Source organism: Erwinia sp. SLM-02 (genome assembly GCF_037450285.1).
GTDB lineage: Bacteria > Pseudomonadota > Gammaproteobacteria > Enterobacterales > Enterobacteriaceae > Erwinia.
In genome coordinates this window covers 213,426-232,162 of sequence record NZ_JAQISN010000004.1, presented here as the reverse complement: position 1 = coordinate 232,162, position 18,737 = coordinate 213,426, and the positions used below count along the sequence as shown (strand labels likewise).

The following is an 18,737-nucleotide window of genomic DNA, read 5'->3' as shown; positions in this document are numbered from 1 at the left end:
ATCGCGGAGTCTATCGATGTCGTTAAGCCTTCTGACACAGCTGGCCGATATCCCGGCCGGTCAGTGGGATGCCCTGGCCCCCAACGACCAGCCCTTTATGCGCCACGCTTTTCTCAGCGCGCTGGAAGAGAGCGGCTCGGTTGGCGGGCGCAGCGGCTGGCAGCCGCAGCATTTACTGTGGCGCGAGGGCGAGAGCGTGCTGGCGGCGATGCCGGGCTACGGCAAGCGGCACTCCATGGGCGAATACGTCTTCGATCACGCCTGGGCGGATGCCAGCCAGCGGGCGGGCATTCCCTACTATCCCAAGTGGCTGTCGGCGGTGCCGTTCAGCCCGGTGGGCGGCGCGCGGCTGCTTGGCGAAGCGTCGGCCGCCGGCCGGCTGCTGCAGGCGCTGCCGGAATTTCTGGCCGCGAACGGGTTTTACAGCGGCCATATCAACTTTAACGACGCCGCGCTGAGTGCCGGTCTGGCGGAGGATGGCCGCTGGCTGCCGCGCCTCGGCTGCCAGTATCACTGGCACAATCGCGGCTACCGCGATTTTCAGGATTTTCTCGACGCGCTGACCTCGCGTAAACGCAAGCAGCTGCGCAAGGAACGGGAGGGCGTACGCCAGCAGGGTATTGAGTTTTGCTGGTATCAGGGGGACGAGCTGAGCGAAGCGCAGTGGGATTTTGTCCACACCTGCTACGCCAACACCTACTTTGTCCGCGGTCGACAGCCCTACCTCACCCGCACGTTCTTCAGCCTGCTGGCGGAGCGTATGCCGGGATCGCTGCGCATCACCATTGCCAGCCAGCATAGCCAGCCGGTGGCGATGGCGCTGAGCCTGGTCGATGGCAGCACCTTCTATGGCCGCTACTGGGGCTGCCTGGCGGAGTTCAACCACCTGCACTTTGAAACCTGTTTCTATCAGGGGATGGAATACGCGATCGACAACGGACTGCAGCGCTTTGACGCCGGGGCACAGGGGGAACACAAGCTGATACGCGGTTTTGAACCGGTGCTGACGGAATCCTGGCACCTGCTGCGCCACGGCGGGCTGCACGACGCCGTGGCGGATTTTCTGCAGCAGGAGCGCGACGGCGTGCGCGCCTGGGCAGAGGAAGCCCGCGACGCGCTGCCGTACAGGCTTAACGCCGGATAGCGCTACTGCTCACCGACGAAGCCGCCGGTCTGATGCCGCCACAGCCGCGCATACAGGCCGTCCTGCGCCAGCAGCTCGGCGTGGCTGCCGATCTCAACAATCCGCCCCTGCTCCAGCACCACCAGCCGGTCCATGCGGGCAATGGTCGACAGGCGGTGGGCGATGGCAATGACCGTTTTACCGCCCATCAGCCCTTCCAGACTCTCCTGAATCGCCGCTTCCACTTCGGAATCCAGCGCCGAGGTGGCCTCATCCATAATCAAAATCGGCGCATCTTTCAGCAGCACGCGGGCGATGGCGATACGCTGCCGCTGGCCGCCGGAGAGCTTCACGCCGCGTTCGCCAACGTGCGCATCCAGCCCGGTGCGCCCCTGCAGATCGGAAAGTAGCGGAATAAACTCATCGGCCTTCGCCCGGTGGATCGCCTGCAGCATCTCTTCTTCCGTGGCGCCGGGGCGGCCATACAGCAGGTTTTCGCGGATGGAGCGGTGCAGCAGCGAGGTATCCTGAGTAATCATCCCAATCTGCGCGCGCAGGCTTTCCTGGCTGACGTCGGCAATGTTCTGCCCGTCGATCAGTATGCGCCCGCCGTTAAGGTCATAGAGGCGCAGCAGCAGGTTAACCAGCGTCGATTTCCCGGCACCCGACGGGCCAATCAGACCAATTTTCTCGCCGGGGCGAATGGTCAGCTGCAGGTCATCGATCACCCGCCGTTCGCCGCCGTAGTTAAAGGTAATGCCGTCAAAGCGGATTTCGCCACGGCTGACATCCAGCGCCGTCGCATCGGGTTTGTCACTGACGCTCAGCGGCTGTGAGATGGTTTTCAGGCCGTCCTGCACCATGCCGATGTTTTCAAAAATGCCGTTCACCACCCACATGATCCAGCCGGACATATTGACGATGCGAATAACCAGCCCGGTGGCCAGCGCAATCGCGCCGACGCTGATCAGCGACTGGCCCCACAGCCACAGCGACAGCCCGGTGGTGCTGACGATCAGCAGGCCGTTCAGCGTGGTGACGACCACGTCCATCCCGGTGACCATCCGCCCCTGGCTGCGGGTTTTCTGCGTCTGATCTTCCAGCGCTTCACGCGCGTAGCGTCGTTCAAGATCGCCGTGGGCAAACAGCTTGAGGGTGGCAATATTGGTATAGCCATCCACGATAAAGCCCATCAGCCGCGAGCGCGAATCCGAGGAGGCCACCGAACGCGCTTTAATTTTCGGCACGAAATACTTCAGGCACAGTACGTAGCCGATAATCCAGATAATCAGCGGAATGGTCAGCCGCCAGTCGGCTTCGGCGAACAGCACCAGCGTGGTCACCGCGTAGATCACCACGTGCCACAGCGCATCGACCATCTGCACCGCGGAATCGCGCAGCGCGCTGCCGGTCTGCATGATTCGCTGGGCGATGCGCCCGGCAAAGTCGTTCTGGAAGAAGTTCAGGCTCTGACGCAGCACGTAGTTATGGTGCTGCCAGCGGATCATATTGGTCATGCCGGGGTTAATGGTCTGATGCACCAGCAGATCGTGCAGGCCGATAAACAGCGGGCGGAACAGCAGCGCCACCGCCGCCATCCACAGCAGCTCGCCGTAGTGGTCCTGAAAGAAGCTGGCGGCCGGCGTACTGTTGACCAGGTCGATAATCCGGCTGAGGTAGCGAAACAGCGAAACCTCAATCAGCGAGGCCACCAGGCCAATCACCAGCAGCAGCGCAAAGACCGGCCACACCTGGCGCAGATAGAACAGATAGAAGGGCCACACGCTGTCGGGCGGCGTGGTGCCCCGGGCTTCCCTGAAGGTATCGATCATCCTTTCAACACGGTGATAAAACATAAGACAGGCTCAGTTGACCAACAGAACCCTGAAGCTTAGTGCATCCTGCCACCCATCAGGCGTCAGTCAGTGCCTTTATGCCGTAAATAATCCACAGTCCGGGCGGTGAAAGACCGTTTGCTGGCTGCACAACGGCCGCAAAGGCTGCTTTAATAACGCCAGCGCCTGCGGCCACGGAAAAACGTGCCCGCAGGGATTTCTGCCTCTCGGACTCAGGAAAAGCATGTGGAACGTCTGGACTGCGATCGGATGTTTGTAGCGGTAATGGAGCTGGGCAGCTTTGCGGCGGCGGCGGCGCGGCTGGGCACCAGCAGCGGGCAGGCGTCGAAGCTGGTCGCCCGGCTGGAAAGCGAGCTGGGCGTGCAGCTGCTCAAGCGCAGCACCCGCGCCCTGTCGCCGACCGAAGTCGGACTGGCCTACTTCGACCGCATTAAAAACCTGCTGGAAGAGTGGGACGCGCTGGACGCCTCGGTGCGCCACGCGGCGGGGAAACCGACCGGGCGCATCAAACTCAGCGCGCCGATCACCTTCGGTGCCAGCCAGCTGGCCCCGGCACTGATTGCGTTTGCCCGCGACTACCCGGAAATCGAGCTGGACGTTAACTTCTCCGACCGGGTGGTCAACATCGTGGATGAAGGCTTTGACGTGGCGATCCGCATCGGCAGGCTGAGCGACAGCCGCCTGATCGCCCGCCACCTCAGCGATATGCGGGTGGTGATTGCCGCCAGCGATGAATACCTGAACGAACGCGGCACGCCGACCCACTATCAGCAGTTAGCCGATCATAGCTGCATTATCGATACCAACTTCCGCGATCCGTTCAACTGGCCGTTCAGCGTTGACGGCGAAGCGGTTACCCTGCCGGTGCGCGGCCGGCTGCATTTTTCCAACGCCGAAGCCAGCCTGACGGCGGCGCTGAGCGGGCTGGGCATTGCCCGCCTGCCGACGTTTATTGCCGGCCCGGCGCTGCGGGCGGGCACCATCCGCCCCCTGCTGCGCCACAGCGAAATCCCCCCGCTCGGGCTGTATGCCGTATATCCCCCGGCGCGCCATCTGGCCCATAAAGTCCGGGCGCTGATCGACTTCCTGGTCAGCCACTACGCCGGGCAGCCTGAGTGGGATCGCGGCTGGTGATTACTTCCAAAATGGAAGTAATGTTTGCGTTTGTGGCGGGATAATCAGCGTCAGGGAATCAGTGTAGAGTGCTTTTCATCAACTCCCCTGTGACACACTGAAGGTAAATAATATGACTGATACCCGCACCGCTCCCTGGGCCGCGCTCATTCTGCGTCTTTCTCTCGGCATCCTGTTCCTGGCCCACGCCGGTCTGAAACTGTTTGTCTTTACGCCCGCCGGCACCGCGAAATTCTTCGCCTCGCTGGGCCTGCCCGGTGGCCTGGCATACGTGACTATCGTCTGGGAAATTCTCGGCGCGGTGGCGCTGATCGTTGGCTATCGTCCGCGCATTGCCGCGATTGTGCTGATCCCGGTCCTGCTGGGGGCAATTTTCACCGTACACGGCCCGGCAGGATTCTGGTTCACTAACCCGAACGGCGGCTGGGAATACCCGGTATTCTGGGCCATCAGCCTGGTGGTACTGGCGCTGATCGGCGACGGTAAATACGCGCTGAAAGCCTCCCTGCCTTCTTCACGTCTGCGCTAAGGAAACCGCTATGCTGGTAAACGGTAAATGGACGGCGGACTGGCACCCGGTACAGGCCACCGATGAGAAAGGCGGCTTTGTGCGCCAGACCTCCAGCTTCCGCCACTGGGTGACGCCCGATGGCGCACCCGGCCCCACCGGCGACGGCGGGTTTGCCGCCGAGGCGGATCGCTACCACCTGTACGTGGCGCTGATCTGCCCGTGGGCATCGCGCACGCTGATCGCCCGCAGCTTAAAAGGCCTGCAGGACATGGTCAGCGTCTCGGTGGTGGAGCCGAAGCTGACCGATGAAGGCTGGCGCTTCGGCGACTACCCCGGCGCTAATCGGGACACGCTGAATCACGCGACGTATCTGCATCAGCTGTATACCCGCGCCGACGACAGCTTCACCGGCCGCGCCACCGTACCGGTGCTGTGGGACAAGAAAACCGCTACCATCGTCAGCAACGAGTCCGCCGACATTCTGCGCATGTTCAACAGCGGTTTCGGCAGCCTGGCGAGCAACGACCTTGACCTCTGCCCGCAGGCGCTGCGGGACGAGATCGACGCCCTGAACGGCGAAATCTATCCGCGCCTGAACAACGGCGTGTATCGTGCCGGGTTTGCCACCACCGAAATCAGCTACCGCGAGGCCTATCGCGACGTGTTCGGCATGCTCGATACGCTGGAGATGCGCCTGAGCCAGCGCGGCCCGTGGCTGTTTGGTGAGTCGCTGACCGAGGCCGATATCCGGCTGTTCGTGACCCTGATCCGCTTTGACGTGGCCTATCACGGTATCTTCAAGTGTAATCAGCGCCAGCTGCGTGATTACCCGTCGCTTAACGGCTATCTGCTGCGTATGCTGGCGCTACCGGGCGTTCGCGAAACGGTGAGCATCGACCATATTAAACAGGGCTATTACTCGATAAAGAGCCTGAACCCGAATGGAATTGTGCCTGCCGGTCCCGATATGACCGCGTACGGTGTGTAATCTGCATCAGGAGAAATGTTATGACAGGTCTGGTTATTTTACTGCACGGCGTGGGCAGCAACGGCAACGATCTCGCCGGGCTGGGCCGCCACTGGGTGCCGATCCTGCCGGGCGTGAGTTTCGCCAGCCCTGACGCGCCGTTCCATTTTGAGCACGGCGCGGGCTATCAGTGGTTCAGCCTGGCCGGCATCACGCCGGCTAACCGCCCGGCGCGCGTGGCCGCAGCGCGGGAGGCATTTGACCGCGAGCTGACGGCAATTCTTGAGCAGCATCAGATGACCGATAAGCTCGACCAGGTGGTGCTCGTCGGCTTCTCGCAGGGGTCGATTATGGCGCTGGATGCGCTGGTGTCCGGCCGCTGGCCGGTCGCCGGGATCGTAGCCTTCTCCGGCCGTCTGGCCTCGCCGCAGCCGCTGACTCCGGCGCTGAATACCCCGGTGCTGCTGATCCACGGTATGGCCGACGGCGTGATCCCGGTGGCGGAGAGCGAAGTGGCGGCGGAAACGCTGCGCGATCTGGGCGTCAGCGCCCGCAGCGACTTCGAGCCGGGTACCGGGCATACCATCTCGGCGCGCGGGGCGCAGCTGGCGGCGGAGTTTATTGCCGGGCGTTTGAATTTGCGCTGAATATCAAAAATTAAAGGCCCGGAAGTGGTCGCCACCGGGCCTTATTTACGTTTCCGTGTCTATCAGTCGATAAACTTACGGATCAGTTCCAGCAGCGCAATAAGCGCCTTAAGAACAGCGATAGCTTTATCAATGACAAGCTTCACCCGTTACTCCATTTTATGGAGTGTGAACGCTGTTGTTCACCCTTACATTGCCTGTCACAACAGCTATCCAGAGCGTCAACAGAGGATAGTCCCACTCCGGCCAGAGCACCGAATCAGCACCACCTGTATCCGGCCAGGACTTAAATTTTTCCGTCCAGCGAAGAGCCGCAACAGGCTACCCAATTTGTTGACGCGGTGAGCATATCGCATCCTGTGGCCGTTTGCATTTAAGTCTGTCCAGACGTATTATTCCTCTGTCAACAGAGGATAGTCCCTCTCCAGTCAGAGTCACCATCTCTAACCTGGAATGAAAAAGCCGACTTCACCCGTCGGTTTTTTTTCGTCTTAAGCATTGCTACTTATCTACCTGTTGTTATTCCGCTATAACTCATCGGACACAAAGGATAAGATTTTGAGAACGCAAAAAAGATGCATGGGATACGTCGCGATTGTGGTGGACGACTACGATCGGGCAATTGATTACTACACCAACAAGCTCGGATTCACGCTGGTTGAAGACACGCCGCAGCCGGGCAAGCGCTGGGTAGTGGTAACGCCAAACCCGGAGAGCGACTGTAACCTGTTGCTGGCGCGCGCCTCTAACGACCGGCAGGAAACCTTCATCGGCAACCAGTGCGGCGGGCGGGTATTCCTGTTCCTGCAGACGGACGATTTCTGGCGCGACTACCACGCAATGCAGGCGGCCGGTGTCCACTTCTGTGAAGAACCCCGGCAGGAAGAGTACGGCACCGTGGTGGTGTTTGAGGATCTCTACGGCAATCGCTGGGATCTGTACCAAAACCTGTAACAGACCTTTTCGCCGGGCTGAAATCCCCCTGCCCGGCGTGATTACCCCTTAGCGCTGCTGCCTGTCACCTGCTTCCTGCTTCCTGCTGCCTGCTTCATGCCGCCCGTTATCACGCTGACCTTCTGACATGTCCATCGCCTGAACCTTTCCTGACGAGCGCCAACCCTCCTTGTTCACTGAATGAACCCGGGCTGACCCATATCATGCATTTATCGAAAAGTTAGCACGATCATGATAACCGCACTTATTGTTAATCAACTCATAGTAACTAGAGTTACTATTTACGCATCGGAGGCAAACAACCTCCTCACCATACAAATTAAGGAATATGACCATGAAAACCATTAAAACCCTGTCTGTTGCTGCCGTTGCTGCTCTGTCACTGATGTCATTCGGTAGCTTTGCCCAGAGCGTGACCGCTACCTCCTCTACCCTTGACGGCGCCGAAGCGAAAATCGCCGCTCAGGCTCAGCAGGCGGGTGCAGGCTATAAAATTACCAGCGCACGCGTTGAAAACGGCGCATACGTTTCTGCGGAACTGATCAAATAAAAATGGTCGCATAAGGATATGCCAGAAGAGGCCGCCCGATGGGCGGCCTCTTCTGGTTTTCTGCGTTCCCAGCTCACTCATAATCCTCAAGCTCCGGCGGTGTCGCCATCGGCAGCGAAATAACAAAGCTTGCCCCACCCTGCGGACGGTTCTCCGCATAAATGTCCCCGTTATGCATCGCCACAATCGCCTGACAGATTGCTAACCCCAGCCCGACGCCCGGCACCGACGATTCTTTATTGCCGCGAGAGAATTTCTCAAAAATCTGCCGCTCCTGGCCCGCAGGTATCCCGGGACCGCTGTCCCACACGCTCAGTTCCAGCCGCGCCGGAGCATCAGACTGCGCTTCAATTCTTCTGGCTCGGATCCCCAGCTCGGCATCCGCTCCGGCATATTTCAATGCGTTCTCCAGCAAATTCGCCAGCACCCGCTCCATCAGCGGCGCATCCACGTCAATCAGCAGCAGCTCAGGCGGCAGATCCAGCTGCACGCTGCGGTCGGCCAGCGAGGCGTTCATCGTGCGCAGCGTACTGCCAATCAGCTCATCCAGCGCCAGCCACTCGCGCTTGAGGTGGAAGCCGCCGGACTGCAGCCGCGCCATATCGAGCAGGTTATTGACCAGCCGGATGGTGTTCAGCGTCTGTTCGCGCATCGCGCTGGCCTGCGGCGCATACGGCGAGTTTTCGCTGGCGAGATCCAGCGTCAGGATTTCCGCCTGGCCAAACAGCACCGTCAGCGGCGTTCGCAGGTCGTGGGAAAGCGCGGACAATAGCGCGTTGCGCAGCTGTTCGCGCTCGGCCGCCAGCCGGGAGGCCGCCTCGCGCTGGCTGAGCGCCATCCGCTCCAGGGCGTTCGCGATCAGCACGGTAAAGGTTTCCACCAGTCGCTGCTGTTCCGGGATCATCAGCTGGCGCAGATTCAGCGGTTCAAGGATCAGCAGGCCGAGGGTATCGCTGCCGCTTTTTAACGGCAGCATCTGCCAGGGTACGCCGGGCAGCGTGTCGGTCCCGGCGCCGGCGGGCTGGCCTTTGGTAAAGCTCCAGTGGGCGATGGCGCGATCCGGCTGGGTGCTGAGATGGGATTCCCCCACGACCTTCAGCTCACCCTGTTCATCCGGCAGGTGCAGCTCGCTGCGGGCCTGTAACGTACTTTCCAGACTGCGCTGCAGGATGGCGGCGATATCCTGCTGGCTGAGCGCCCGGCTGAGCGCTTTTGCCATGCCGTAAAGATGCTGCGCCCGCTGTTCCCGATAGCGCGCCACCCTTGCCTGATATCGCACCCCCGCCGTCAGATTCCCGACGATCACCCCGACCGCCAGCATCACGCCGAAAGTCACCAGATACTGCACATCCGACACCGCCATGGTCCCGGTGGGGGCAACAAACACGAGGTCGAAAGCGATGATATTCAGCAGCGTGGCCACCACCGACGGCCAGCGGCCATAGCGCAGCGCCACCACCACCACCGCCAGCAGGTAAACCATCACCAGATTGACGGAATCAACGCGCGGCAGCAGCCAGCGCCCGGCCAGCGTTACCAGCACGCACAGCAGCAGCGCCGCCACGCAGCCGTGCAGCTGCGTGCGCCAACGGTTGTCGTTCGCCGCGTTCTGTCGCGCCAGCGGCGGCCCAATATCCGCGGGCGGATCGTCAAGGGCGACGATCAGAATATCGAGGTCCGGCCCCAGCTCGCCGAGGCGATCGGCAAAGCGTTCGCGCCACCAGCGTTTGGTCGGGCGGCGGCCAAGGATAATCTTACCGAGGTTGTGATCGCGGGCGTAGCGCAGCACCGCGCGGGCTTCGCGGGTATCGGAGAGAGTGGCGGTTTCCGCACCCAGATCGCGTGCCAGCTGCAGCGTGCGCAGAATGCCGCGCCGCCGGGCTTCCGGCAGGCGGTAAAGGCGCGGGGTCTCCACGTACACCGCGTGCCAGACGCAGTCGAGCCGGCCTGCCAGCCGGGCGGCGCTGCGCACCAGCTTTTCGCTGCCGCCGTTGTCGCCGATGCACAGCAGGATGGCATCGCGGGTGTGCCAGACTTTTTCACGGCCCTGGGTGTCGCGCCAGGCGCGCATCTGATCGTCAACGCGATCGGCGGTGCGGCGCAGGGCCAGCTCGCGCAGGGCGATAAGATTGCCCTTGCGGAAGAAGTTTTCGATGGCGCGCTCCGCCCCCGCACCGATGTAGACCTTGCCCTCCTTCAGCCGCTGGCGCAGATCGTCCGGCGGCAGATCCACCAGCACCACCTCATCGGCGGCGTCGAAGAACGGGTCCGGCACCGTTTCCCGCACGCGAATACCGGTGACGCCGCCCACCACATCGTTCAGGCTTTCGAGGTGCTGCACGTTGACGGTGGTCATTACGTCAATGCCCGCGTCCAGCAGCTCTTCGATATCCTGCCAGCGCTTGGGGTGGCGCGAGCCGCGGGCGTTGCTGTGCGCCAGCTCGTCCATCAGGATCACCGCCGGATGGCGGGCCAGCGCGGCATCGAGATCGAACTCCGGGTAGCGCTGCTGGCCGGTGGCGCGCTTAGGCAGCACGGTCAGCCCGGCCAGCAGCGCGGCGGTTTCCGGACGATCGTGGGTTTCAACGACGCCGACCAGCACGTCCAGCCCCTGGCCGCGCAGGCGCTGTGCTTCCTGCAGCATCGACCAGGTTTTCCCTACCCCGGCACAGGCACCGAAGTAGATTTTCAGCTTCCCACGGCCTTCATCCGCCGCCTGGCGCAGCAGCGCGTCCGGGTCCGGACGCTGGAGTTCATCGTTCATAGTGTTCCTTATCGTTACATCGCATCCAGCGCCAGATTCAGCGCCAGCACGTTGACCGTTGGATCGCCGATAAACGCCGGCACCGGCGTGTGGATCTGCTGCTCAATCAGCTTCTGCACCACGCCCAGCGGCAGCTGCCTCGTGGCGGCAATGCGGGGAGCCTGCCAGCGCGCCGCCTGCGGTGAAATCGCCGGGTCAAGCCCGCTGCCGGACGCGGTCAGCAGATCCACCGGTATCGGTCCGACGGCCTGCGGGTTGGCCGCACGCAGCGCCGCAACACGCTGTTCCAGCGCCTGGTCAAGCGCCGGGTTGCTTGCCGCCAGGTTGCTGCCGGAAGAGGCCAGCGGATTATAGGGTGCATCGCCGGCGGCCGAAGGACGCCCCTGGAAGTAGCCCGGCTGGCTGAAGTTCTGCCCAATCAGCGCGGAGCCGCGGATTTCACCCCCCTGCTCGATCGGCGAACCGATGGCCTGATGCGGGAACCACCACTGTGCCAGCCCGGTGGTCAGTAAAGGATAAAACACGCCGACAATCAGCGTCAGTATTAACAGTAAAAACAGTGCAGGGCGACATTGACTCATGATGGTTCTCCTTACGCCAGACCGGTCACGGTCAGCAGCATATCGATAAGCTTAATACCGGCGAACGGCACCAGCAGCCCGCCCACGCCGTACAGCCACAGGTTACGGCGCAGCAGCGCCGCCGCGCTCAGCGGACGATAGCTCACGCCCTTCAGCGCCAGCGGGATCAGAAACACGATAATCAGCGCATTAAAGATCACCGCCGACAGCATCGCCGAGGCGGGGGAATGCAGGTGCATCACGTTGAGCATATTCAGCTGCGGATAAGTCACCGCAAAGGCCGCCGGGATGATGGCAAAATACTTCGCCACGTCGTTGGCGATGCTGAAGGTGGTCAGCGAACCGCGGGTCATCAGCATCTGCTTGCCGATATGCACCACTTCCAGCAGCTTGGTCGGGTTGGAGTCCAGATCGACCATGTTCCCCGCCTCTTTCGCCGCCTGGGTACCGGAGTTCATCGCCACGGCAACGTCGGCCTGCGCCAGCGCCGGGGCATCGTTGGTGCCGTCGCCGGTCATCGCCACCAGCCGGCCTTCCGCCTGGTACTGGCGGATCAGCGCCAGCTTGGCTTCCGGCGTGGCTTCCGAGAGGAAGTCATCCACCCCGGCTTCGGCGGCGATGGCGGCGGCGGTCAGCGGGTTATCGCCGGTGATCATGATGGTTTTAATGCCCATTTTGCGCATTTCGGCGAAGCGTTCTTTGATGCCGCCTTTGACGATGTCCTTCAGCTCCACCACGCCCATCACTTTTGCGCCGTCGCACACTACCAGCGGCGTACCGCCCGCCCGCGCCACCTGCTCCACCAGGCCGTTGACTTCCGCCGGGAAGTGGCCGCCGTTGCTGTCGATATGGCGGCGTACCGCATCCACCGCGCCTTTGCGCACCGCACGCTGCTGCACGTTCACCCCGCTCATGCGCGTCTGCGCCGAGAACGGAATAAAGGTGGCGTCCATGCTGCTCAGATCGCGTTCGCGCAGGTTAAATTTCTGCTTCGCCAGCACCACGATACTGCGCCCTTCCGGGGTTTCATCGGCCAGCGAGGCCAGCTGCGCCGCATCGGCCAGCTGTTCCGCCGTGACGCCCGGTGCGGGCAGGAACTGCGTGGCCTGACGGTTGCCGAGGGTGATGGTGCCGGTTTTATCCAGCATCAGCACGTCAACGTCACCCGCCGCCTCGACCGCACGGCCGCTGGTGGCAATAACGTTGGCCGCCAGCATGCGGCTCATGCCCGCCACGCCGATCGCCGACAGCAGGCCGCCGATGGTGGTAGGGATCAGGCAGACCAGCAGCGCCACCAGCACGGTAATGCTGACCGTGCTGCCGCCCCAGGCGGAGAACGGATACAGCGTTGCGGTGGCCAGCAGGAAGACGATAGTCAGCGCCACCAGCAGAATGGTCAGGGCAATCTCGTTCGGCGTTTTACGGCGCGTTGCACCTTCCACCATGGCGATCATCCGATCGAGGAAGGTTTCCCCCGGATTCACGCTGCACTGGACCACCAGCCAGTCGGAGAGGATGCGCGTCCCGCCGGTCACCGAGGAAAAATCCCCGCCGGATTCGCGGATCACCGGTGCAGACTCCCCGGTGATCGCGCTTTCATCCACCGACGCGCCGCCGGACAGCACTTCGCCGTCGCAGGGGATAATGTCCCCGGCTTCCACCAGCACCCAGTCGCCTTTGCGCAGGCTGTCCGCCGCCACCGGTTGATGGCTGGCCCCGTAGCGCGCCTCGCTGAGCTTTTTGGCAAAGCTGGTTTTGGTCACGCCTTTCAGGCTGTTGGCCTGCGCCTTGCTGCGCCCTTCCGCCAGCGCTTCGGCAAAGTTGGCAAACAGCACGGTGAACCACAGCCACAGGGAGATGGCGGCGGTGAAGCTCACCTCCCCCGGGGTTTGCCCTGCCGCCATGGCTATCGCCAGCAGCGTAGTGACGACGCTGCCCAGCCACACCACAAACATCACCGGGTTACGCACCTGTACGCGCGGGTCCAGCTTCTTCAGCGCATCAAGCAGCGCCACGCCGATCAGTGCGCCGTCAAACAGCGCCTGTTGATTCCGACTCATCTTGTGATTCTCCGCTCGTTAACGACTGAGCATGTGCAGATGTTCCGCCACCGGACCCAGGGCCAGTGCCGGGATAAAGGTCAGCGCGCCCACCAGCAGCACGGTGCCAATCAGCAGGGCAATAAACAGCGCGCCGTGGGTCGGCAGGGTGCCATTGCCCTGCGGCTGGATTTTCTTCCGCGCCAGGGAACCGGCAATGGCCAGCACCGGGATGATGATGCCGAAGCGGCCGACCAGCATGCAGAACGCCAGCAGCAGGTTCCAGAACGGCGTGTTGGCACTGAGGCCACCGAAGGCGCTGCCGTTGTTGTTGGCCGCGGATGACACCGCGTACAGCACTTCGGAGAAGCCGTGGGTGCCGGGGTTCAGCATCGCGCTGCGGCCGGCATCGGTCATCATCGCCAGCGCGCTGCCCAGCAGCACCAGCGTCGGCGTCACCAGGATCGCCAGCGCGGTCATTTTCATTTCCCATACGTCGATTTTTTTGCCGAGGTACTCCGGAGAGCGACCGATCATCAGCCCGGCGATAAACACCGCCAGCAGCACGAACAGCAGCATGCCGTACAGCCCCGCGCCCACGCCGCCAAACACCACCTCACCGATCTGCATCAGCCACATCGGCACCATGCCGCCCAGCGCGGTAAAGGAGTCGTGCATCGCGTTCACCGCACCGCAGGAGGCGGCGGTGGTGATTACCGCAAACAGGCTGGAGTTGAGGATGCCAAACCGCGTCTCTTTCCCTTCCATATTGGCGGCGCTATCGGCCCCCAGCGTCAGGAAATGCGGGTTACCCTGTAGCTCCGCCCACATCACCACCGCCACGGCGGCGATAAACATCAGCGACATCGCCCACAGCAGCGTATGGCCCTGACGCCGGTCGCGGAGCACGTCGCCAAAGGCAAAGCACAGCGCTGCCGGGATCAGGAAGATCGCCAGCATCTGCACGAAATTACTCAGCGCGGTGGGGTTTTCAAACGGATGCGCGGAGTTGGCGTTAAAGAAGCCGCCGCCGTTAGTGCCCAGCATTTTGATCGCCTCCTGCGAGGCCACCGGCCCCATCGGCAGCACCTGTTTTGCGCCCTCCAGCGTGGTCAGTTCCACGTAGCCGTTCAGGTTTTGCAGCACGCCCTGGCTGACCAGGAACAGCGCCATCAGCAGGGAAAGCGGCAGCAGCACGAAGAGGGTGATGCGGGTGATATCGCGCCAGGCGTTGCCCAGCTCGTCCAGCGCGCGGTGGGCAAAGCCCCGGATCAGCGCGAAGGCCACGGCGATACCGGTGGCGGCAGAGAGGAAGTTCTGCACGGTTAAGCCGACCATCTGGCTGAAATAGCTGAGGGTGCTTTCCCCGGCGTAGGACTGCCAGTTGGTGTTGGTGACGAAGCTGACCGCGGTGTTCAGCGCCAGATGCCAGCTCAGCCCCGGTAACCCCTGCGGATTGAGCGGCAGGTGGCCCTGGTTAAGCAGCATCACAAACAGCAGCACCAGCCCAAGGGCGTTAAACAGCAGGATCGCCAGCAGATAGCGCTGCCAGTTCATTCCGCCCGGCGCAACGCCGCTTACCCGCCACAGCAGGCGCTCGGCAGTGGAAAAGCCCGGCACGGGGCGGTCTGCAATCAGCCACGCCAGCCCGCGACCCAGCGGACGGGCAAGCACCAGCAGCAGCACCATGTAACAGCCGATCAGTAAAAAGGCGGAGGCAGCCATCAGAACTCCTCCGCGTTAAGCAGGGCATAAATCAGATAACCCAACAGGGCAAACACCAGCACAATGCCGGCTATAACAGCAGCGCTCACAGCACACCTCCAGAGGCGTTTCAGATGGCTGTTATTGTTGCGAGCGGCGTGCAAAGTTGGTGTAAAAATGCGGGGCCAGGGTGTAAAAAAAGTATAAAAATGGACTAACTTTTCACTTCAGCGAGACATCCTTAATCTGCGCTTTCGGCTTTACGCTGCCGGTCACCAGCCACACCGCCACGATAATCACCAGCCCGCCGCCGATAAAGCCGCTGGAAATGGTCTCGCCGAGGAACAGATAGCCCCACAGCACGCCAAAAGGCGGGATCAGGAAGGTGACGGTGAGGGTTTTCAGCGGGCCGATATCGGCAATCAGGCGGAAGAACAGGATATAGGCCCAGGCGGTGCATACCAGCCCCAGCGCCAGCACGCACAGCCAGACCCCGGGATGCTGCCAGTCCACCGCGGGCTGGACGGCAACGGAGGTGATAAAGATCGGCAGCATAAAGAGGGTGGCTCCCAGCTGGCTGCCGAGCGCCACCAGTTTGGCATCCAGCCCGCCGCGATCGCCAATCCATTTTTTGGTGAGGAACCCGGCTATCGCGTAGCAGGCGGTGGCCACCAGGCAGGCGGCGATGCCCAACAGCACATCGTGGGTCAGCGCGAGGCTGCCGGTGGTGGTCAGCAGCACAATCCCCGATAACCCCAGCACCACACCGCCCAGCTTACGCAGCGTAAACTGTTCGCTGAACAGCAGGCCGCCGATCAGCACGCCCATCAGCGGTGTGGTGGCGTTGAGGATGGCGGAATAGCCGGCAGGCAGCCACTTCGCCGCCAGGCAGTACATCACAAACGGCACGGCGGAGTTAATGATCCCCAGCAGCATCGCCGGCAGCGCTTTGCCGTTGAAGGTAAACTTCACCCGCAGGATCAGCAGCAGCGCGAGCAGGCCAAGGAAACCAAAGAAAACGCGCAGAAAAGCGGTATTCAGGGAACCAAAAACCGGCGTGGCAACGCGCATAAACAGGAAGCTGGCGCCCCAGATGGCGGCAAGCAGCAGTAAACGACCCATATCCCCTTGTCTCACTCACTCCTCCAGTTGCTAACATTTACTGCCGCAGGGTTATCCCGTCAGCGGAAGAGTAGTTATAAGCTTCGTCGTCTGGCAAAACAAGCCGTTATCGGCCATGGGGAAGTGTTAACGGAAAGTGGGAGCTGTGTCGTGATCTGGAAAGGTGAAAATGTGAAAGACTTCTCATTAGTCTGCCGGGGTGCTTAAATCCGCTATCTGCACTCTCTTTTACACGATGAAGGGTTGATTCATCTTCGATCGGAGGTTTTATGCTGTCCTCACATACCCTTAGCATCGCTATTCCCCGTAACTGGGTCGATTTATATGAAACTATCTGGAAACCGGAATTCTTTCCTAAATGGGCATCCGGCCTGAGCCAGACACCGCTGGAGCAGGATGGTAACGTCTGGCGCGGAAAAGGCCCGCTGGGCGCGGTGAAAGTGCGTTTTACCGAACACAATCCGTTCTGCATTATGGATCACTACGTGGATACCGGCCTCAGCAAAGAGATCTTCGTACCGATGCGCATTGTCGCTAACGGTGCCGGTTCACAGGTGCTGATTACGGTGTTCCGCCAGCCGCTGCTCTCTGATGAACGTTTTGCTCAGGAGCTGGAGATGGTAAAACAGGACCTGCAGACGCTGCATACCCTGCTGACCACCTGATCGCTCGCACAGGGATGACAGGGGCAGCCACCTGCCTCACAGAAAGGAGAATCTGATGCAGAAAATTATTTTTGATACCGATATCGGCGTGGATGACGCCTTCGCGCTGGCCTATGCGGCGAAAAGCACCGACATCCTCGGCATTACCACCGTATTCGGCAACGTGCCGGTGGAGCAGGCGGTCAAAAACGCCCGCCTGTTCAGCCAGAAAATCGGCCTCGATGTGCCGATTTATCGCGGCAGCTCGCGCCCGCTGGCCTGTGCAGCTACCCCACCCGCGCTTCAGGTGCACGGTCAGGACGGCCTCGGCGGCGTTTTTGATAACCCGTGCAGCGGTGAAGCGGATAACGCCATTAACTTTATTATCAACAGCGTTCGCCAGCATCCCGGGCTAATCACGCTGGTCGCTATCGGGCCGCTGACCAATATCGCCACTGCCATTAATCAGGCGCCGGATATTGTGGAGAAGGTGGCGCAGCTGGTGATTATGGGCGGCGCTTTCGGCACCCTGGGCCACGGCGGCAACGTTACGCCGTTTGCCGAATTCAATATCTGGAAAGATCCGCACGCGGCGGATCAGGTACTCAGCTCACCGCTGAACATCGTGGTGCTGCCGCTGGATGTGACCCATCAGGTGCAGATTAGCGGTGAAGACATTCGCAGCCTGAACCGGCCGGAGCTGGAGGCGATTTCCCGCAGCTACCTGCAGTACAGTCTGGAGAAAGAAGGGTTCGAAGGGATGGCGCTGCACGATACGCTGACTATTGCCTGGCTGAATCATCCCGAGCTGTTTGGCGTGACCGAATCACCGGTGAGGGTGGTAACGGAAGGGATTTCGCGCGGCCAGACGCTGCGCCGGCTGCATCCGCTGGCGTCACGCGATGACCCGTTTGCCGCTGCCGGCATCCAGAAACTGTGCCTGGCGGTGGACAGCGAACGGGTCAAAGCGCATTTCCTGGCGGCGCTACGCGACTGAACCTGCCGGGATCAGAAGCGGATAACGCCTTTGATCAGCCCACGGTTGTTGATCACCTGCTGTTCGAAAATCTCCGCCAGCGCGGCAAACTCAAAGCGCTGGTTGAGCATCATCTCTGCGGTAATTTTTCCGTCGGCCATCAGGCTGGCAACCCGCTCGAAGTCCTGACGAGTGGCGTTGCGGCTGCCCATCAGCGTGGTTTCTTTTTTGTGGAATTCCGGATCAGGGATCTGAATATCACCCTTGTGCAGGCCGACGAACACCAGCGTGCCGCCGTGGGCCATCAGACGCACCGCGCCGTTCATCGCCGCCGCGTTACCGGTGGCATCAATCACCGTTGACGGCAGCTGGCCGTTGAACTGATTACGCAGCTGCTGCGGGAAATCGTCCGCCGCCGCATCCAGCGCCACCAGCTTGAGGTTCTGCTCCACGTGCTGCCGGCGGAACTCGCTGGTATCCGCCACCACCACGTTAGCGCCCGAGGCGTGAGCAATGGCGGCAACGCCCAGCCCGATCGGGCCGGCACCCACCACCAGCAGATTACTGCCCGGCTCAGCGGCCGCACGGCGGACCGCATGTGCGCTGATGGCAAAAGGTTCAACCAGCGCGGCCGCATCAGGGTCAATGCCCTCTGCCGACAGCAGGTTTTTCACCGGTACGCTGAGGTAGTCGCAGAAGCCGCCGTCCTGGTGCACGCCGATCACCGAGATATTTTCACAGCAGTTGGTTTTGCCGCTCAGACAGGCTGAACACTGTTCGCAGGAGAGGTACGGGATCACCGCCGCACGCTGGCCGACTTTCCAGCCGCTGACGCCTTCGCCCAGCTCGACCACTTCGCCGCAGAGTTCATGTCCCAGCACGCGTGGATAGCTGAAAAACGGCTGATTGCCGCCCCACGCGTGAATATCGGTGCCGCAAATTCCGGCGCTGATAATTTTCAGCAGCGCTTCACCCGCAGCGGGCTGCGGTTTGTTACGCGTCTGGTAAGCCATCTGTTTTGGCTCCAGACACACCAGCGTATTCATCGTTGTCATGGTTTTTCTCCGTTGTCTGCACAGGGTTATGGCGCAAATCAAGCGGCGCAGTTTGTTAAAGAATTGGATCTGTGAGCCAGCGCGCCTTTCGCTGTTCTGAATTGGTTTTT

18 protein-coding genes are annotated in these 18,737 nt (G+C 61.5%); 9 read left to right on the top strand and 9 right to left on the bottom strand.

Annotated elements, in window-relative coordinates; translation table 11 throughout:
• Positions 1–16 precede the first annotated feature (16 nt).
• A complete protein-coding gene (locus PGH32_RS20290; protein WP_337894950.1) occupies positions 17–1,144 on the top strand; it encodes a GNAT family N-acetyltransferase in 1,128 nt (375 codons plus the stop codon).
• A gap of 2 nt (positions 1,145–1,146) precedes the next feature.
• Here PGH32_RS20290 and PGH32_RS20285 read toward each other — a convergent pair whose 3' ends face one another.
• A complete protein-coding gene (locus PGH32_RS20285; RefSeq protein ID WP_314427003.1) occupies positions 1,147–2,979 on the bottom strand; it encodes an ABC transporter ATP-binding protein in 1,833 nt (610 codons plus the stop codon).
• 225 nt (positions 2,980–3,204) lie between these two features.
• Here PGH32_RS20285 and PGH32_RS20280 point away from each other — a divergent pair, with 225 nt between their 5' ends.
• The 4 genes from PGH32_RS20280 (at position 3,205) to PGH32_RS20265 (ending at position 6,238) form a co-directional block, all read left to right on the top strand.
• A complete protein-coding gene (locus PGH32_RS20280; RefSeq protein ID WP_314427000.1) occupies positions 3,205–4,113 on the top strand; it encodes a LysR family transcriptional regulator in 909 nt (302 codons plus the stop codon).
• 112 nt (positions 4,114–4,225) lie between these two features.
• A complete protein-coding gene (locus tag PGH32_RS20275; protein ID WP_123334348.1) occupies positions 4,226–4,642 on the top strand; it encodes a DoxX family protein in 417 nt (138 codons plus the stop codon).
• Between the two features lie 10 nt (positions 4,643–4,652).
• Positions 4,653–5,612, top strand: a complete 960-nt coding sequence (locus PGH32_RS20270) for a glutathione S-transferase family protein (RefSeq protein ID WP_314426995.1) — start codon at positions 4,653–4,655, stop codon at positions 5,610–5,612.
• Between the two features lie 20 nt (positions 5,613–5,632).
• A complete protein-coding gene (locus PGH32_RS20265) occupies positions 5,633–6,238 on the top strand; it encodes an alpha/beta hydrolase (RefSeq protein ID WP_337894949.1) in 606 nt (201 codons plus the stop codon).
• A 62-nt stretch (positions 6,239–6,300) separates the two neighbouring features.
• Here PGH32_RS20265 and dinQ read toward each other — a convergent pair whose 3' ends face one another.
• Positions 6,301–6,384 (bottom strand): damage-inducible type I toxin DinQ, encoded by an 84-nt coding sequence (gene dinQ, locus PGH32_RS24745; RefSeq protein ID WP_425320524.1) that lies wholly within the window; start codon positions 6,382–6,384, stop codon positions 6,301–6,303.
• A gap of 412 nt (positions 6,385–6,796) precedes the next feature.
• Here dinQ and PGH32_RS20260 point away from each other — a divergent pair, with 412 nt between their 5' ends.
• Both PGH32_RS20260 and PGH32_RS20255 read left to right on the top strand, forming a co-directional pair.
• Positions 6,797–7,192 (top strand): VOC family protein, encoded by a 396-nt coding sequence (locus PGH32_RS20260; RefSeq protein WP_314426989.1) that lies wholly within the window; start codon positions 6,797–6,799, stop codon positions 7,190–7,192.
• A 334-nt stretch (positions 7,193–7,526) separates the two neighbouring features.
• The gene (locus tag PGH32_RS20255) at positions 7,527–7,742 is read left to right on the top strand and encodes a YdgH/BhsA/McbA-like domain containing protein (protein WP_123334356.1); all 216 of its coding nucleotides are present in this window, start codon (positions 7,527–7,529) and stop codon (positions 7,740–7,742) included.
• Positions 7,743–7,815: 73 nt separating this feature from the next.
• Here PGH32_RS20255 and kdpD read toward each other — a convergent pair whose 3' ends face one another.
• From kdpD to PGH32_RS20225, 6 genes are all read right to left on the bottom strand, one after another.
• Positions 7,816–10,506: a two-component system sensor histidine kinase KdpD gene (gene kdpD, locus PGH32_RS20250; protein ID WP_314426985.1), complete on the bottom strand. Its 2,691-nt coding sequence runs from the start codon at positions 10,504–10,506 to the stop codon at positions 7,816–7,818.
• A gap of 14 nt (positions 10,507–10,520) precedes the next feature.
• On the bottom strand, positions 10,521–11,087 hold the full coding sequence (kdpC, locus tag PGH32_RS20245; protein WP_337894948.1) for a potassium-transporting ATPase subunit KdpC: 567 nt from the start codon (positions 11,085–11,087) through the stop codon (positions 10,521–10,523).
• A gap of 11 nt (positions 11,088–11,098) precedes the next feature.
• Positions 11,099–13,147: a potassium-transporting ATPase subunit KdpB gene (gene kdpB / locus PGH32_RS20240; protein ID WP_337894947.1), complete on the bottom strand. Its 2,049-nt coding sequence runs from the start codon at positions 13,145–13,147 to the stop codon at positions 11,099–11,101.
• Positions 13,148–13,165: 18 nt separating this feature from the next.
• Positions 13,166–14,851, bottom strand: a complete 1,686-nt coding sequence (gene kdpA, locus PGH32_RS20235) for a potassium-transporting ATPase subunit KdpA (RefSeq protein WP_337894946.1) — start codon at positions 14,849–14,851, stop codon at positions 13,166–13,168.
• Positions 14,851–14,940, bottom strand: a complete 90-nt coding sequence (gene kdpF / locus PGH32_RS20230) for a K(+)-transporting ATPase subunit F (protein WP_314426975.1) — start codon at positions 14,938–14,940, stop codon at positions 14,851–14,853. The genes kdpA and kdpF overlap by 1 nt, the downstream gene beginning before the upstream one ends.
• Positions 14,941–15,052: 112 nt before the next feature.
• The gene (locus tag PGH32_RS20225; protein WP_337894945.1) at positions 15,053–15,967 is read right to left on the bottom strand and encodes a DMT family transporter; all 915 of its coding nucleotides are present in this window, start codon (positions 15,965–15,967) and stop codon (positions 15,053–15,055) included.
• Positions 15,968–16,221: 254 nt separating this feature from the next.
• On the opposite strand from PGH32_RS20225, the gene PGH32_RS20220 reads away from it, so the two are divergent.
• Both PGH32_RS20220 and PGH32_RS20215 read left to right on the top strand, forming a co-directional pair.
• Positions 16,222–16,617 carry a polyketide cyclase gene (locus PGH32_RS20220; RefSeq protein ID WP_337894944.1) on the top strand — a complete coding sequence of 132 codons (396 nt, stop codon included), beginning with the start codon at positions 16,222–16,224 and terminating at the stop codon, positions 16,615–16,617.
• A 55-nt stretch (positions 16,618–16,672) separates the two neighbouring features.
• Positions 16,673–17,593, top strand: coding sequence for a nucleoside hydrolase (locus tag PGH32_RS20215; RefSeq protein ID WP_337894943.1), 921 nt, complete (start codon positions 16,673–16,675; stop codon positions 17,591–17,593).
• Positions 17,594–17,604: 11 nt separating this feature from the next.
• On the opposite strand, the gene PGH32_RS20210 is transcribed toward PGH32_RS20215, so the two are convergent.
• Complete coding sequence (locus PGH32_RS20210) at positions 17,605–18,627, bottom strand: zinc-binding alcohol dehydrogenase family protein (RefSeq protein ID WP_337894942.1); 1,023 nt, start codon at positions 18,625–18,627, stop codon at positions 17,605–17,607.
• Between the last annotated feature and the right edge of the window lie 110 nt (positions 18,628–18,737).

Coding starts and splice junctions, on each gene's coding strand:
- PGH32_RS20265 (WP_337894949.1), top strand. CDS start 5,633: ATGACAGGTCTGGTTATTTTACTGCACGGCGTGGGCAGCAACGGCAAC.
- PGH32_RS20290 (WP_337894950.1), top strand. CDS start 17: ATGTCGTTAAGCCTTCTGACACAGCTGGCCGATATCCCGGCCGGTCAG.
- PGH32_RS20215 (WP_337894943.1), top strand. CDS start 16,673: ATGCAGAAAATTATTTTTGATACCGATATCGGCGTGGATGACGCCTTC.
- kdpD (WP_314426985.1), bottom strand. CDS start 10,506: ATGAACGATGAACTCCAGCGTCCGGACCCGGACGCGCTGCTGCGCCAG.
- PGH32_RS20285 (WP_314427003.1), bottom strand. CDS start 2,979: ATGTTTTATCACCGTGTTGAAAGGATGATCGATACCTTCAGGGAAGCC.
- PGH32_RS20210 (WP_337894942.1), bottom strand. CDS start 18,627: ATGACAACGATGAATACGCTGGTGTGTCTGGAGCCAAAACAGATGGCT.
- kdpB (WP_337894947.1), bottom strand. CDS start 13,147: ATGAGTCGGAATCAACAGGCGCTGTTTGACGGCGCACTGATCGGCGTG.
- PGH32_RS20275 (WP_123334348.1), top strand. CDS start 4,226: ATGACTGATACCCGCACCGCTCCCTGGGCCGCGCTCATTCTGCGTCTT.
- PGH32_RS20270 (WP_314426995.1), top strand. CDS start 4,653: ATGCTGGTAAACGGTAAATGGACGGCGGACTGGCACCCGGTACAGGCC.
- PGH32_RS20220 (WP_337894944.1), top strand. CDS start 16,222: ATGCTGTCCTCACATACCCTTAGCATCGCTATTCCCCGTAACTGGGTC.
- kdpC (WP_337894948.1), bottom strand. CDS start 11,087: ATGAGTCAATGTCGCCCTGCACTGTTTTTACTGTTAATACTGACGCTG.
- kdpA (WP_337894946.1), bottom strand. CDS start 14,851: ATGGCTGCCTCCGCCTTTTTACTGATCGGCTGTTACATGGTGCTGCTG.
- PGH32_RS20255 (WP_123334356.1), top strand. CDS start 7,527: ATGAAAACCATTAAAACCCTGTCTGTTGCTGCCGTTGCTGCTCTGTCA.